At 50.7% G+C, this 17,641-nt stretch carries 3 protein-coding genes and 2 pseudogenes; all 5 read left to right on the top strand.

Going from position 1 to position 17,641, the window contains the following annotated elements; all coding sequences use genetic code 11:
- Positions 1 to 137 precede the first annotated feature (137 nt).
- The gene (locus AC6EJC_RS16880) at positions 138 to 962 is read left to right on the top strand and encodes a thioesterase II family protein (RefSeq protein WP_444954958.1); all 825 of its coding nucleotides are present in this window, start codon (positions 138 to 140) and stop codon (positions 960 to 962) included.
- 337 nt (positions 963 to 1,299) lie between these two features.
- Positions 1,300 to 1,707, top strand: a pseudogene (locus tag AC6EJC_RS16875) (ABC transporter transmembrane domain-containing protein); the annotation flags it as partial.
- Positions 1,689 to 5,658 (top strand): annotated as a pseudogene (locus AC6EJC_RS16870) (condensation domain-containing protein); the annotation flags it as partial. The pseudogenes AC6EJC_RS16875 and AC6EJC_RS16870, both read left to right, overlap by 19 nt.
- Positions 5,659 to 5,662: 4 nt before the next feature.
- The gene (locus AC6EJC_RS16865; protein ID WP_444954988.1) at positions 5,663 to 5,932 is read left to right on the top strand and encodes a condensation domain-containing protein; all 270 of its coding nucleotides are present in this window, start codon (positions 5,663 to 5,665) and stop codon (positions 5,930 to 5,932) included.
- A gap of 178 nt (positions 5,933 to 6,110) precedes the next feature.
- Positions 6,111 to 17,387, top strand: coding sequence for a non-ribosomal peptide synthetase (locus AC6EJC_RS16860; protein WP_444954957.1), 11,277 nt, complete (start codon positions 6,111 to 6,113; stop codon positions 17,385 to 17,387).
- Positions 17,388 to 17,641: the final 254 nt, after the last annotated feature.

Here is a 17,641-nt window from a genome sequence, read left to right as displayed (position 1 = left end):
CAATTTAGCCCTTTTGTCCCGTGCCAAGCCGTTTTAAAGTTTGTATATTTAAAAAAGCTAGAAAGTGTTGGAAGGAAAAAAGAGATATAAGGGTTTATTGTAAAATTATGAACTGCATAGAGGATGGAGGAATTCATATGACGACTCGATCACAATCTTGGTTCGCGAAAACAGAGGTCCAACCAGCTGCGAAGCTCCAACTATTCTGCTTCCCCTACGCTGGTGGTGGCGCTTACATATTTAACTCTTGGAAGTCCAGGCTCGCGCCCGATATCACCGTGCTGCCTATACAGCTCCCCGGACGTGAGAGCCGCTCAACTGAAGCTCCAATGGAAACTCTTCAAGATATCATTCAATCATTGGTTCCCGCCATGGCTCCATACATGCATAAGCCGTTTGCTTTTTTTGGACACAGTATGGGGGCACTGATTGCATTTGAAACAGCACGGCAGTTGTACAGCAAAACTGGAAAACTACCCGTGCATATCATTGTATCCGGTAAATCTGCACCACATCTTCCCTACTCCAAAAAACGACTCCATGATTTAGCAGACGATTCTTTCACCGAAGAGCTTCGTTTGATGCAGGGAACACCCGAAGAGGTGCTGCAAAATGCAGAATTAATGCAAATTATTATGCCTCGTCTGCGTGCAGATTTTAAGGTATGTGAAACTTATGTTTATCAGCCGGGAAATCCACTGGCGTGTCCGATGACGGTTTTAGGCGGGATGGAGGATTTTGAGGTTAGCACAGATTCACTCCATGCCTGGCAACAGCATACGACATCTCCTATGGATGTCCGGATGTTCGAAGGTAATCATTTTTTCATCCATGAACAAGAGCAAGAGGTTATGAGCGCAGTTGAGAACATTCTTTCCGCATCCTCGCCGACGGCCCACGCTGCGGCAGCTCATACATCTTACAATACAAGCACTCTACAACCACGATTCAGACAGAGTTGAATGTCTCACACATCACGATACACTTCGTTATTACCATCTCGGCAACAATCCGACAGCCAACCCACCACCATGATGCAATTCCCAGCATAATTCAAGAACGATTTTATTCCATGCATACACTCCTACATCCAGAGCCAGAGTTATCTCACTGTGTCCATTGCAACTTCAGCATTTTGCATAATTCGATTTCCAACGCTTGAAAGTACAATATATAACCGAACTAAACCGCTTCGATCCATATATTGATAATTTGAAAACGCTCTTGGGATTTATGCAAAATGCTTACTTAAAAAAGTTCGCACTGCGAAAGTGTGAGCAACGAAAAAGAGGGATGCCCTTGTTTCGATCAAATTCTGCTTTTCGGAGACTCGCACGTTATATAAAACCGTATAATCTATGGGTTTTTATAACGGTGACCGGTTCCTTATGTTTGGCAGCCATTGATATTATTTTGGGTAAGGCCATAGAGCAAATGGCACAGGGCACATTCTCCTCCACCCAAAACATGATCTATCTAGTTGTTGGTATGACGCTTATTGGAATGCCCTGTAAGTTTGTGATGAGATACGCCTCAGCACGATTTAGCGTTAGTGCTCTGCGCGACTTGAGAGGCGATCTCGTACATAAGTTTTGCGATTTACCTGTTTCCAGCGTGGAGAGGAAGTTCACCGGAGATTTGGTAACCCGTCTAACAAACAATACGGCGGTGTTACAGAACTTTTTTATCCAGCAGAGTCGGGGGCTTATTTTGAACAGACGACATTTGATTTGCACGGACGCTTCCAAGCGGATATTTTCCAAGATAGCTTGAATCAATTGGCGCAGCGGCATGAGATATTTAGAGCCAATTTCATCAGCGGTTGGCAGGATGAGCCTGTACAGGTCATTTTCCGCCATAAGGATGTCGGCTTCACCTATGAAGATTTGCGTCATTTGGATGATCAGGAACGTGACGCGTATGTGAAGGAATTTATTCGCAAGGACAAGGCAGCTGGATTCGATTTATCCAGGGATGCGTTGATGCGCGTAGCGATTTTACGAACAGGTGATGAGGATTATTATTTTGTGTGGAGCTCTCATCACATCTTGATGGATGGCTGGTGTCTGGCACTGGTAACGGATGAGGTGTTTGAGGGGTATTTTGCAGCCGTGGAGCACAGAGATCCACAGCTTGCCCCGGTTACACCATACAGTCAGTATATCGAGTGGCTTGAAGCACAGGATGTAGAAGCTGCAACTGCATACTGGAACGGTTACTTGTTCGGCTATGATCAGCAAACCTTGATTCCGAGCGGAAAAGTGGGAACGAAAGCAGAAGGTGCTCAATTTGAGCATGTGCTGTGCGATCTGGGCAAGGACTTGACAAGCCGCATCGAGATCATCGCCAAGCAGAACCACGTGACCACGAATACATTGCTGCAAACGGTATGGGGCTTGCTGCTTCACAAGTACAACGGCAGTGACGATGCTGTTTTTGGCAGCGTAGTGTCGGGTCGTCCGGCTGATATTCCAGGTATCGAACATATGGTGGGCTTGTTCATTAACACCATCCCAATACGTATCCGCAGTGGAGCTGAGGACACATTTGCCGACCTGATCAGAGCGAATCAGCAGCAGGCGCTGGCTTCTCAGCGTATGAAACGTATCCGCTGTATGAAATTCAAGCCTTGACCGAGCAAAAGCAAGATCTGATCAACCACATTATCGTGTTTGAAAACTATCCGGTGGAGGAGCAGGTTGAGCAGCTTGGCGAAGGTGCAGAGTCGGATTTTGAAATTCGCAATGCAGGCATGATTGAACAAACCAACTATGATTTCAATCTGGTCGTCATGCCGCAGGAAGCGATGAAAATCCGATTTGAATACAATACGGAGCTTTATGACCGCGTGTGTATTGAACGGATTCAGGGCCATCTAGTACAGCTGTTGGAGCAGGTGGTGGCGAAGCCGGACATTCGGGTGCATGAGTTGGACGCAGTGACCGAGCAGGAGCGTGAGCAAATTGTCAAGATATGGGGTAACACGGCGGCAGAGTATCCAAGCGAGCAAACGATCCATGGCTTGTTCGAGATACAAACGGCGCAAACACCGGAGCAGGCAGCGTTGTTCTTTGAAGGAGAGCAGTTGACCTATCGCGAGCTGAATGAACGTGCGAATCGTCAGGCTCGTACCTTGCGTAGTCAAGGTGTGACGAAAGATCGATTGGTTGGTCTGATGACCGAGCGTTCGGTAGACTTGATTGTGGGGATCTTAGGCATTTTGAAAGCCGGGGGTGCATATGTGCCCATCGATCCGACGTATCCGGAGGAGCGTAACAGAATACGCAAATTCGGCATATGCTCCGGACTGCCGGATCAGCATCGTCGACAGAACTAGTGCACAAGTGGAAGGATCAGGAGGCGTACTATAATGGCTACGGTCCAACGGAAAACTCGGTAGCGACGTCAGTCTGGCCGGTGTCCGAAGACGAGAGAGCGGGACAGCTGATTTCCATCGGACGCCCTATGCCGAATCACCGGGTATACATGGTGGATGTGCATGGACATCTGGCGCCGATGGGTGTAGCGGGTGAGTTGTGCGTATCTAGTCCGGGTCTGGCACGTGGCTATCTGGATCGTCCAGAAATGACGGCTGAGAAATTCGTACCGAATCCGTTTGCGGCTGGCGAAGTGGGCTATGAACGGATGTACCGCACGGGTGACTTGGCGAGATGGATGCCGGATGGCAACATCGAATACCTGGGCCGGATCGACCATCAGGTCAAAATCCGTGGCTACCGGATCGAGCTGGGCGAGGTTGAGGCACAAATTTTGAAAGTGGAGGACATACAAGAGGTCATCGTACTGGCCCAGGCGGACGAGCAGGGGCAAAACCAACTGGTGGTGTACTATGTTGCGGAACGGGAAGTGAGCGCAGGAGAGCTGCGCAGTTTACTGGGCGAGGAGCTTCCAAACTACATGGTGCCTTCGTATTTGGTACAGCTGGAGCACATGCCACTGACACCAAACGGTAAAATCGACCGCAAGGCACTGCCAGTACCGGAAGGAAGCCTGCAAAGCGGAGCCGATTATGTCGCACCGCGGACGTGGGTGGAAGCGAAGCTGGCACAAATTTGGCAGGATGTGCTGGGCTTGGCGCAGGTCGGCTTGAAGGAAAACTTCTTCGAGATTGGCGGACATTCGCTGCGGGCGACGACCCTGGCCTCGAAGATTCACAAGGAGCTGAACAAGCCGCTTCCACTGCGCAGTGTTTTTGAAGCACCAACGATTGAACAACTGGTGGCTGTTATAGAGAGTCTGGATCAAGTGGCGTATGCGTCCATTCCGGTAACGGAAGAACGCAATTTCTACCCATTATCTTCGGCGCAAAAACGACTGTATGTGCTGCATCAGTTCGATCCGAATGATGTGAACTACAACATGCCGTCGGTGCTGCAAGTGAGCGGTCCGCTGGACATGAAGCGAGTGGAGGACGTGTTCCGTCAACTGATCACCCGCCATGCGACCTTGCGTACCCGCTTTGATCTGATCGACAGTGAGCCGATGCAATGGATTGAGGACGCTGTGCCGTTTGAGGTGGAATATACGAAGGTGCAGGCAGAGGAGCAACTGCGGACACGATGGTCAGCAAGGAAGTGCATGAACTGGTGAGTCGCTTTGTCCGTCCGTTTGATTTAAAAGCTGCGCCGCTGCTGCGGGTAGGCTTGGTGGATCTGGGCGCACAAGGAGTGGAGCAGGAATCTCAGCATTTGCTCATGCTCGACATGCACCATATCGTCTCGGATGGTGTGTCCATGGGGGTACTGACTGATGAATTTGTCCGCTTGTACGACGGAGAAGAGCTATCGCCATTGCGGATACAGTACAAAGATTATGCGGTATGGCAGCAAAGCGAGGCCCATCAGGAATGGATGCAGCGCCAGAAAGCGTACTGGCTCGATACCTTCCGGGGTGAACTGCCTGTACTGGATCTACCTACGGACTATGCCCGTCCGTCGATACGAAGTACGGCAGGCGATACCGTGGTGTTCGGGCTGGAGCGCGAAGCTAGCATAACGCCTGAAGGAGCTGGCGGCGCACACAGGCTCTACCCTGTATATGGTGCTGCTAGGAGCGTACACCGCACTCTTGCACCAATACAGCGGGCAAGAGGACATCGTAGTCGGCACGCCGATTGCAGGACGACCGCATGCAGATTTGGAGCCGATCCTCGGGATGTTCGTCGGTACATTGGCATTGCGAAACTATCCGACAGCGGAACATCCCTTCCGCAGCTACGTGGAAGAAGTGAAAGTTCGCGCCCTGCAAGCCTACGAACATCAGGACTATCCATTTGAGGAACTGGTGGAAAAGCTAAATGTGAAGCGGGATATGAGCCGCCATCCGCTGTTCGATACGATGTTTACCCTGCAAACCACCGAGGAAGGCGAACTGCAGCTGGCAGACCTGAGCTTCCGCCCATACGGCTTGGAACAAACGCCAGCGAAGTTTGATTTGACGCTGGAAGCCAGAGAGGAAGAGACAGGTATCCAGTTCGGATTGCAGTATGCAACTGCGTTGTATCAACGGGAAACGGTAGAACGGATGACACGTCACTTTATTCGCTTGGCCGAAGCCGTGGCGGCGAACCCGGATGCGAAGCTGGGTGAGCTGGAGCTGATTACGACAAAATACGGAGTCACAGGAAGCGAAGCTTGAAACGCTGTCCTTCAGTCCGTATGTTCAGGAGCATCGTATTTCCAAATTCGATTTGACCTTGTCCATGAGTAATGAAGACGGGGAGATCAAGGGTTCCTTTGAATATTGCACGAAGCTGTTTGGCGCAGATGCTATTGAACGATTAACGGAAGATTTGATAGCGATCCTGTCACAGGTTGGGGCCAATCCAGATTTGCTATTAAGCGATATTCAGGTGAACTCGGACGAGCAAGCGGAAGGCTTCTCGCCGGATTCCATCGACTTTGTTTTCTAAATCCGTTTTCTAAATCCGTTTTCTAAAAGGCAATGATTTCACTTTGCATGTGCAGAGGGCAGCGGCTCCGTCCGACTGCCCTTGCCTGCAAAGTATTCTTTTTCCGATACAAAGCTCATCTACGTAACAACGCACCATCCAACCGGGGTATAGGCCTCATAAAGCAGGAGGGATGTCATTGAAAGCCTTATTTGAGAAGGAAAAAAATTACTGGAGTCATAAGCTGGAATCTGAGGATCGTATCATCTGCTTGCCATACACCAACCATGTGTCCAGGGATACAGCTGCAACGGGTTCTAATTGTCAAACGTACACGCTCACATTTCCATCTGAAATTTCCCAAAGAATATCATCTATAACAGGTGGGGCTCCATGGGCCGTGTTTATGGTTCTGCTTGCTGGAGTAGAGAGCTTATTGCATAAATACACAGGTGAGGAATGTGTGCTGCTGGGCATTCCGGTAGCGAAGTCTGGCAACGGTGCTACGAAGCCGATCAACCATCTGCTTTTATTGAAAAACACGCTGGATTCATCAACGACCTTCAAAACCTTGCTGTCTCAAATCAAAACCTCTGTCAGCGAAGCCATTGAACACCAAAATATTCCTTTTTGGAACTATACCGAGGGGCTTGAAATTCCACGTAATGAGGATGATAAGCCTCTTATTCACACCACGACATCCCTGCGAAATATCCACACTTCTGATTTTTTGAATCATGTGCAATCTGAGCTGGATTTTCAATTTCAATGGGAAAATGCAGCAGTTTCCCTGAACGTGAAGTACAGTAGCGACCGTTATGACCAGATGACGATTAAACGCTTTGTTGAGCAACTATTACGGCTGTATAGCGTTGTTTTGCATCAGCCAGAGCTGGAGATTTTCACAGCACAAGTGCTGTCCGAGCAAGAAGTAGAGCAACTGGTTCATACCTTTAACGACACAGCTGTGGATTATCCACGTCATGCGTCCATTCATGAATTGTTTGAGATACAGGCAAAGCAGTTACCACAGCAGGTGGCAGTAGTGTCCGGACCGAATAGGCTGACGTATGGAAAATTAAATGAAAAGGCCAGCCGTCTGGCTCATGCATTGCGAAAGCAGGGGATATGCACCGAACAGACTGTCGGCATTGTGGCTGAACGCTCGATGGAGATGATCGTCGGTATGCTCGCGATTCTCAAAGCAGGCGGAGCGTATGTGCCGATTGACTCCGATTATCCGGCGGAGCGTGTGCGCTATTTGCTGGAGGATTCCGGTGCAAACATACTGCTGGTACAGCGAATGGAGCATCGGCCCGTTGATTTTAAGGGAACTGTGTTAGACCTGAGCGATTCCGCAATCTATGGAACGGATGATGCTGATCGTCTCAATCCTGTTACGCCGAATGACAACGGAACGTATGCTGATACGGCTGACATGGGATACGTGGATTGTTTAAATCCGCTCTACTCCATTTCCGCTAGTCCTGAGCTTGCTTCTACTACAACCGTCCCAACAGAAACTACGCAATCAGAACAAGCCAAACCAATACAGCAGGTTTATGCAGCTGGAGAACAACCGAAGGAGACCGCTGCTGATCGCTTGGCCTATATCATGTACACCTCAGGGACAACAGGCCAGCCCAAAGGGGTTATGGTAGAGCACCGTAATGTTGTACGTTTGGTGAAAAATACAAACTACGCACAGTTGGATGCCGACACGCGCATTTTGCAGACAGGGGCTGTTGTCTTCGATGCATCCACCTTCGAAATTTGGGGGGCGCTATTGAACGGTGGACAGCTGGTGCTGGTGAGCCAGGATGTCATTTTGGACGCGCCAAAGCTTAAGGAAGCGGTCCGCAGCCACGGCATTACCACGATGTTTCTGACCACACCGCTCTTTAACCAGCTGTCCCAGCAGGATCTGGCGCTGTTCGAGGGGATACGGGAGCTGCTGGTCGGCGGTGATGTGATGTCCGTACCACATATGAACCGGGTGCTGGAGGCCCATCCGTCCCTGCGAATCAGTAACATCTATGGCCCGACCGAAAATACGACCTTTTCCACAGTGCATGCGATCACCGGTGTGCAATCGGAATCGGTGCCAATTGGCAGACCGATCCATAATTCGACAGCGTATGTCGTGGACCGTTCGATGCAGCTCCAGCCTGTCGGGGCGTGGGGTGAGCTGATCGTCGGCGGTGACGGGGTGGCACGTGGCTACCGCAACCGCCTGGACCTGACGGCTGAAAAGTTCATCGACAGTCCGTTCCGCAGCGGAGAACGCTGCTACCGCACAGGCGACTTGGTGCGCTGGAAGGCGGACGGGACGCTGGAATACAAGGGACGGATCGACGCCCAGGTGAAAATTCGGGGCTACCGGATCGAGCTGGGTGAGGTGGAAGCGCAGCTGTTAAAGCTGGAAGCGGTGCGAGAAGCGGTCGTGATTGCACGGGAGGATGAGCAGGGGCAAAAGCAACTCTGCGCTTATGTGGTGACCCATACAGATATAGCAGCAAGCGAGCTGCGCCGTGCTTTGAGCCAGGAGCTGCCGGGCTATATGGTGCCGTCGTATTTTGTGCAGCTGGAGCAATTGCCGTTGACACCGAATGGCAAGGTGGATCGACGGGCACTGCCACAGCCGGAGGGAAGTGTAAGCTCAGGCACAGAGTATGTACCTCCGCAAACTCCATTACAAGTACAACTGGCCAGCATCTGGAAAGAAGTGCTGGAGCTTGAGCGCATAGGGATGAAGGATAACTTTTTTGAAGCAGGAGGACATTCCCTGCGGGCGACACATGTCATCTCGCTCATCCATAAGGAATTGCATAAAAATGTGCAGCTCAAGGATCTGTTCCAGCACCCGACGATTGAACAGCTCGCGCAGGTTATTGAAGCACTGGAGCAAACCACCTATGAATCCATCCCTGTTTCGGAGAATAAGCCATTTTATGCGATATCTTCGGCCCAAAAACGAATGTATATTCTCAATCAGCTTGATGGAGCGGGAATTAGCTATAACATACCTGGTGCCCTGACGCTGACCGGTTCACTTGATCATACGGCACTGGATAACGCGTTCCGTCAGCTTATTGACCGCCATGAAACATTGCGCACAAGCTTTGAGACCATGAACGGTGAACCTGTCCAGCGAGTACATGACGAGGTTCCTTTTCGCGTGGAGCTGATTCATGCCCACGGAGCTGACCCCAAGGAGACGGATGAGCTGGTGCATGGCTTTGTCCAGCCGTTCGATCTTGCGCAGGCTCCGTTGTTCCGGACTGGTCTGATTGAAATCGGTCCAGAGCATCATATTTTGCTGCTGGATATGCATCACATCATTTCGGATGGTACCTCTATTAATGTGCTCATTCAGGACTTCATCCGTTTATATGCAGGCGACACGCTGCCACCGCTGCGCATTCAGTATAAGGACTACTCCGCTTGGCAGCAGGAACAGCAGCAAAGTGAACGCTACCGGGAACAGGAAAACTACTGGCTCAATACCTTCGCAGGAGAGCTGCCTGTGCTGGATATTCCGACTGATTATCCACGTCCGGCGGTGAGAAGCTTTGAAGGAGATGTACTGGAATTTACGCTCGATCAACGGCAAAGCGAAGGATTAAAAAGCATTGCGATACAGACCGAATCGACATTATATATGGTGCTGTTGGCTGCCTATACGACTTTGCTTAGCCACTACAGCGGGCAGGAGGATATTATTGTCGGTTCGCCAATTGCAGGGCGGCCCCATGCTGATCTTGGCAGTCTGATTGGGATGTTCGTGAATACCCTGGCGATCCGCAATTATCCGGAAGGCGGGAAAACATTCCGCGATTATGTACTGGAGGTCAAAGAAAACGCGTTAAAGGCTTTTGAGCATCAGGATTATCCGTTTGAAGAGCTGGTAGAAAAGCTGGGCGTGGATCGAGATTTAAGCCGCAATCCGTTATTTGATACCATGTTTGCTCTACAAAACCTGGAGCAAAAAGAGCAGCAGCTGGCAGGGCTGCAATTGGCACCCTATCCGAGTGAACAAACGACGGCCAAATTTGATTTGAGTCTGTTCGCGCTGGAGGATGGGGAACAAATTGCCTGCGGTCTTCAATACGGAACCCGGCTGTACAAACGGGAAACCATCGAACGTCTGGCTGTACATTTACAGCAGCTTATCAATGTGGTTATAGAACAGCCGGATACCGTTCTTGCGGCTATAGAAATGGTTTCGGCCCAAGAAAAAGAGCAGCTTGTGAAGCAATTCAACGATACAGCAGCAGACTATCCGTATCCACGGGATCAATTGCTGCATGTGCTGTTCGAGGAACAGGTTGCACAATCGCTGGATCGACTGGCCGTCACCTGTGCGGACACACAGCTCACTTACCGCGAGCTGAATGAACGTTCCGACCGTCTGGCACGCATACTCGCTTCCCATGGGATACGGCGCGGGTCCGAGACTCAGATACAGCGAGTAGGGATAATGGCTGAGCGTTCCATTGAAATGATCGTGGGGATGCTGGCGATTTTGAAGGCCGGAGGGGCTTACGTTCCCATAGATCCCGATTATCCCGAGGAGCGTATCCGTTATCTGCTTGAGGATTCCGGTGCCGAGCTGCTGCTGTCGCAGCGACGTGAGCAGGTTCCTTTTGAACCCGGCATTCCGGTCATCGATTTGAGTGAACCACAGCGATGGAGCAGCGAAACGGAATATGATGCTCATACGGATGAATCAGCTGCGATTTCAACGGGGGGATCTTCCTCAGATCTTGCGTATGTCATCTACACCTCCGGTACGACAGGCAAGCCGAAGGGCGTGATGATCGATCACCGTAATGTCGTGCGTTTGGTGAAAAATAAAAGCTATGCCACGTTAGACGAAAATACGCGCTTGCTGCAAACGGGTGCCGTGGTGTTCGATGCCTCTACATTTGAAATTTGGGGGACGCTGCTGAACGGGGGGCAACTGTATCTGGTCAGTCATGACACCCTTCTGGATACGGCCAAGCTCAAACAGGCGATTGACAAGTATCGCATTAGCACGATGTTCATGACCACGCCTTTATTCAATCAGCATTCCCAGCAGGATATAACATTGTTTGCGTCCCTGAAGGAATTGCTCGTGGGTGGTGATGTGCTGTCCGTACCCCACGTCAATCGTGTGCTGAAGGAGCACCCGCAGCTTCGTTTGGCCAATATTTATGGGCCGACGGAGAACACCACCTTTTCCACCATCTATGACATTACAGCACCGCAAACCCAGGCTATTCCCATTGGACGTCCGATTGATCATTCGACCGCGTATGTGGTCAATCGTTCGTTGAAGCTGCAGCCTATCGGGGCCTGGGGCGAGCTGATCGTTGGTGGCGACGGTGTGGGGCGTGGATACCTGAATCGGCCGGAGCTCACGGCGGAAAAGTTTATTGAAAGTCCATTTCGGCCTGGAGAATACTGCTATCGTACAGGGGATTTAGTGCGTTGGCGTGCAGATGGCGTGTTGGAGTACAAGGGACGAATGGATGAGCAGGTCAAAATTCGCGGCTACCGCATTGAGCTGGGTGAAATTGAGAGCCGATTGTCCAACATTGCAGGAGTGAAGGAATCGATTGTTACCGTACGGCAGGACGATCATGGGCAAAAACAGCTGTGTGCCTATTTTGTAACAGACAGCGAATTGAGCGCTAGCGACTTGCGTAGCGTTTTGTCGCAGGATCTGCCTGGCTATATGATCCCTTCCTACTTTGTGCAGCTTTCCAGACTGCCTTTGACACTGAATGGTAAAGTAGACCGCCGGGCATTGCCTGCCCCCGAGTACAATGTCGATACAGGCATGGATTATGTGGCACCCGAGACGGAGGTTCAACAGGCACTGGCAGCCGCTTGGGGGGCCATTCTGGGCATCCGGCGAGTGGGCATTCAGGATAACTTTTTCCATCTGGGTGGTGACTCCATCAAGGCCATTCAAGTATCGTCCCGCTTGTTTCAAGCTGGATACAAGCTGGAAATGAAGGACTTGTTCAAATACCCGACGATTGTAGGGCTAAGCCCATATATTCAGCCTGTTAACCGAATAGCGGAGCAGGGCGAGGTCACAGGACCTGTGGTGCTTACACCGATTCAGCGCTGGTTTTTTGAACAGCCCACGGCAGAGCCGTACTATTTTAACCAGTCGGTCATGCTCTATCGGCAGGAAGGCTATGAGGAACAGGCCCTTCGGCAGGCGCTCAACCGGATTACATCGCATCATGATGCATTGCGTATGGTTTTTCACTCATCGGAAAACGGATATACAGCATGGAACCGCGGTGTAGCGGAAGGCGAACCCTATCATCTGGAGTGCTTTGACTATAGGGACAGCCGCGTCACTGAGGAAGATTTGGCCAAGATGATTGAAGCCCAATGCAATGAAATTCAATCCGGTATTTCCCTGAGCGAAGGGCCATTGATGAGGCTCGGCCTATTCCGTTGCCCGGATGGAGATCATCTGCTGGTCGTGATTCACCATTTGGTGGTGGACGGGGTATCCTGGCGCATTTTATTCGAGGATTTGGCGGCTGCGTATGAGCAGGCCTCCAAGGGAGAACAGGTGATTCAGTTACCTCACAAGACGGATTCGTTCCAAACGTGGGCCGAGAAGCTGCACGCCTATGCCAACAGCCCAGCTATGGAACGTGAGCGGGCGTATTGGGGGGAGCTTGCACAATCGAAACTGGCTCCTTTGCCGCAGGATTACGGGCATAACGAGCACGATAAGCCATTGATTGGCGATAGTGAGTCGGTTACTGCTTTATGGACAAACGCAGAGACAGAGCAGCTGCTCAAGCAGGCCAATCGTGCCTACCGTACAGAAATTAATGACCTGTTGCTGACGGCGGTAGGAATGGCATTGCAAGCATGGAGTGGAAATGATCGTTTCCTGATTAATCTAGAGGGACATGGACGTGAAACCATTTTACCAGAGGTGGACATTATCCGGACGATAGGGTGGTTTACAAGCCAATATCCTGTTTTACTCGATATGCCAGAAGAAACAGCTCTTTCGCAGCGAATCAAGCATGTGAAGGAAGGACTGCGCGGCATCCCACAAAAAGGGATCGGATACGGGGTGCTGAAATACTTAGCCGATCGCCAGGGACAGGCGGCATTTCCAGCCCTATTTGAGGCAGATCCTGAAATCAGCTTTAACTATTTGGGACAATTTGATCAGGATATGAAGGGAAATGACCTGCAGTCATCCCCTTACAGTGGGGGGATGCCACTTAGCCCGACCATGGCCCGGACGTATACGCTGGATTTTGGCGGCATCATTTCGGGAGGCCAGCTGGGCCTGACGATTAGCTATAGCCGTACCAGCTATCGACCGGAGACGATAGAGCGATTGGCGAAATTACTGGAATCGAGTCTGCGTGAAATTTTGACGCATTGCATCCATAAAGAGCACCCGGAGCTGACCCCAAGTGATATTTCCTATAAAGGAATGAGTGTGGAGGGCTTGGATAGTCTGTTATCTGAAATGGGGACTGCGGGTGAGGTCGACAATGTATATACACTGACCCCGATGCAAAAAGGGATGTTGTTTCACAGTCAGCTCGATAGTCAAGCAGCCGCGAATGATGCGTATTTTGAGCAGGTTTCTTATGATATGCGAGGTCAGCTGGACATTCAGGCTTTTGCAGAAAGTCTGAATATTCTGGTTCGGCGACATGAGGCACTGCGTACACATTTTTATTTTGGCCGGGATACGGAACCGTTGCAGGTGGTGTATCGAAGCCGGGATTGCGGCTTTTATTACGAGGATTTACTTGAGCTGGATGTGGATACAAGGGACACCCGGCTGGAGAGCTTCAAGTTGGAAGATAAAGCACGAGGCTTTGATCTTCGTAGGGATGTGCTGCTGCGTGTAGCAATTTTGCGCACCGGGGAAGACAGTTACCATTTTGTGTGGAGCTTCCATCATATCGTGATGGACGGCTGGTGTCTGTCCCTTGTGAACAAAGAAGTGTTTGAGAGCTATGCAGCACTCCGGGAGCGCAGGGTGCCAGAGCTGGCACCGGCAGTGCCTTACAGCCGCTTTATTGAATGGCTGGAAGCACAGGATCGCGAGGCAGCAACCGACTACTGGAGCAGCTATTTGTCCGGGTATGAGCAGCAAACAGCACTGCCAGCTGTAAAATCCGGTCGTAAGAGTGAAGGCTATACGGCCAGCGATTGGATGACGGATTGGGAGCGTGAGCTGACTCTCCGGGTGGACGAGACGGCCAAGCGGTATCAGGTGACCATGAATACATTATTACAAACCGCATGGGGGATTTTGTTGCAAAAGTATAACAACCACAGTGATGTTGTATTTGGCAGTGTCGTCTCAGGTCGTCCATCGGATATTATCGGAGTCGAGGATATTATCGGCTTGTTCATAAATACCATTCCCGTTCGCATCCGTAGCGAAGCCGGGGAATCTTTTGCAGAAGTTATGAAGAAAATGCAGGAGCAGGCGCTAGCTTCCCATGCGTATGATACGTATCCGTTGTTTGAAATTCAGGCATTGACCGACCAGAAACAGAATTTAATTAACCATATTATGGTGTTTGAAAATTATCCAGTGGATGAGCAGATCGAGGAAATGGGAAGTGACGGGCAGGAATTATTCTCGGTTTCCAACGTGATGGCTACAGAGCAGACTAACTATGATCTGAGCATCGTCGTTATGCCGGGAGAAGACATAAAAATTCGTTTTATGTATAACTCGTTAAGCTTTGATCAAGCAGATATTGAGCGTCTGCATGGACATTTTGTACATCTGCTGGAGCTAATTTTGCTTAACCCGAATGTTTGCGTTGAAGAGCTGGAATTGGTTACAGCGTCGGAAAAACAACAGATTATAGGAGAGTTTAATGACACGGCCTTAGCATATCCCTGCAATCAGACGATCCCGAAAATGTTTGAGGAGCAGGTGGAACGCACGCCGGATCATATTGCCGTAGTTTTGGGTAAACAATCTTTAACTTACCGTGAACTGAACGAGCGAGCCAACCGTCTCGCACGGACCTTGGGCGCGAAAGGTGTTGAACCGGATCAGTCGGTAGGCATTCTGGTACATCGCTCGCTGGACATGGTCGTAGGCATCTACGCGATCCTCAAGGCAGGCGGAGCCTATGTACCGATTGATCCGGAATTTCCGGCGGACCGCATCCGCTTCATGCTGGAGGACTCGGGAGCGAAGCTGGTGCTCACACAATCGCATCTGGCAGAGCAAGCAGCACTGAGTTTCGACGGTCAGGTGCTGGTGCTGGATCGTCATGAGCAGAATGGCAAGGAGGTGTACCACGAAGACGGCTCGAATCTGGAGCCACTGGCCGGACCGCACCATGTAGCCTATGTCATCTATACCTCTGGCTCCACGGGAAAACCGAAGGGGGTTATGGTGGAGCACCATTCCGTTCTGAACCGGATTTTGTGGATGCATGATCGTTACGGCTTGAGTGCGGAAGATACGATCCTGCAAAAGACGGCCTTCACCTTCGACGTGTCCGTGTGGGAGCTGTTCTGGTGGTCAATGGTCGGCTCGAAGGTAAGCCTGTTGTCGGTCGGCGGGGAAAAGAACCCGGAAGACATCGTCGACACGATTGCCCGTGATGGCGTGAGCACGATGCACTTTGTACCGGCCATGCTGCATGCGTTCCTGGAGTATGTGGAGCAGCAGCCGCGGGAAGTGATGCAAGCGAAACTGGCAACGCTGCGCCATGTATTTGCCAGTGGAGAAGCATTGCCGCCACAGCATGTCGCCCGGTTCCAACGGCTCGTGTCGAGCCTGGCCGGAGCGAAGCTGATCAACCTGTATGGCCCAACCGAAGCGACGGTGGACGTATCGTACTTCGATTGCGAGCCGTCGGAGGAATATGCGGTCATTCCAATCGGGAAACCGATTCAAAATATTCGTCTGTACATCGTAAAGGAAGGTACGGAGCAATTGCAGCCGATCGGGGTTGCGGGTGAGCTGTGCATCGGCGGTGTCGGCGTAGCCCGAGGCTATCTGAACCGTCCAGAGCTGACGGCCGAGAAATTTGTGAAAGATCCGTTTGCTGGCGGGGAAGCCGGGTATGAGCGGATGTACCGTACAGGCGATTTGGCGAGATGGATGCCGGATGGCAACATTGAATATCTGGGCCGGATCGACCATCAGGTGAAAATCCGCGGTTATCGAATTGAGCTGGGCGAAGTGGAGGCACGGCTGGCAAGTGTACCGTTCGTGCGGGATAGCGTTGTTATCGCTTTGCAGGATGGAGCAGGCCAGCAGCAATTATGTGCTTACTTCACTGCCGATGAACAGCTGACTGTCCGTGAGATTCGAGCTACACTGTTGGGCAGTCTACCGAGCTATATGATTCCATCCGTATTCGTGCAGATGGATTGTATTCCGCTGACGGCCAATGGCAAGATCGACCGAAAAGCGTTACCTGCGCCGGACACAGCGCTGCACACGGGTATAGAATATGTCGCACCGCGAACCGATGTGGAGCAGTTGCTGGCAGCCATTTGGCAGGAAGTGCTTGAAATCCCACAAGTGGGTGTCCACGATGACTTTTTCACGTTGGGTGGACATTCCTTGAAAGTGCTGGAGCTTATACGCAAAGTTCACCTTGCCACAGACATTGAGCTTCCTATACGTAGTGTGCTGGAGTTCCCGACCATAGAAGAGCAGGCGCTCACATTATTGAAAGCCGATCTGGAATACAAGGCCGATAGTCCAATCATTCGGTTGAATGAACACGGTCCGGTCTCCATCTTCTGCTTTCCGCCCATGCTTGGATACGGGCTGTCGTTCGCGGAGCTTGCGAAACAACTGGATCAAGACGCAGTCGTGTATGGATTAGAGTTCGTAGATGATGCCGCGGATGAGCAGACAATGTTGGCACGATATGTTGATCTTATCGTCAGCACGCAGGCGCAAGGTCCGTATGTGCTGCTTGGCTATTCCATAGGTGGTAATCTGGCGCATAAGGTTGCCGACATGCTGGAGCGTCAAGGTCATGCTGTATCCGACATTTTTATGCTTGATTCGGTCAAAAGGACGGAAGCCTTGCCCTTCACAGACGAAGAAACAGAGCACGAAATTTATGCCATGCTGGAACAGGTTCCCGAAACCTACCGTGAGCTGTTGAATGAAACGTACCAGCGTAAAATGATCGCTTATGCGGTGTATGGCAACCAGCTTGTGAACACAGAAAGCGTTCAGGCGAATATTCATGGCTTTGTCGCCATTGGATCGGAAACGGTGAAGGGCACAGGAGATAATCGACTTTTATGGAAAGACGCTACACAAGGAAGCTATGAAGAGCATAGCTTGATTGGGAATCATTACGAACTGCTGGAACCCGGATTTATCGAAGAAAATGTAAAAAGTATCCGTGCCGCGATACAACAGATAACCCCGAACATAGACAAAGACATGGCACAAGGTTTGGCACATCATAATTCTTGAAAAGTCTACGGTCGATGATTTAACTAACTGGAATTACTAATTTTTAATCTGCAACCCATGAATCCTGATCGAATAGGTAAGAAGCCTTCCGCTTACGCGATTCGATCAGGATTCGCTTTATCATGTGCACTCCCGCGATGGGAAGTGCGATGATTCCATAGCGCCATGCTGATGGCTTCCATACGGAGTATAAATATCTGCTCGCTATGCAATCACCGCACGGTTCAAATCAATAAATCAACTTCATACGTAAG

It is taken from the genome of Paenibacillus sp. TY11, assembly GCF_059772165.1.
Note: the sequence above shows the minus strand (reverse complement) of the source record. Positions and strands in the feature narration are given on the sequence as shown.

Excerpts from the sequence above, each read along its gene's own strand:
- AC6EJC_RS16880 (WP_444954958.1), top strand. The coding sequence starts at position 138 with ATGACGACTCGATCACAATCTTGGTTCGCGAAAACAGAGGTCCAACCA.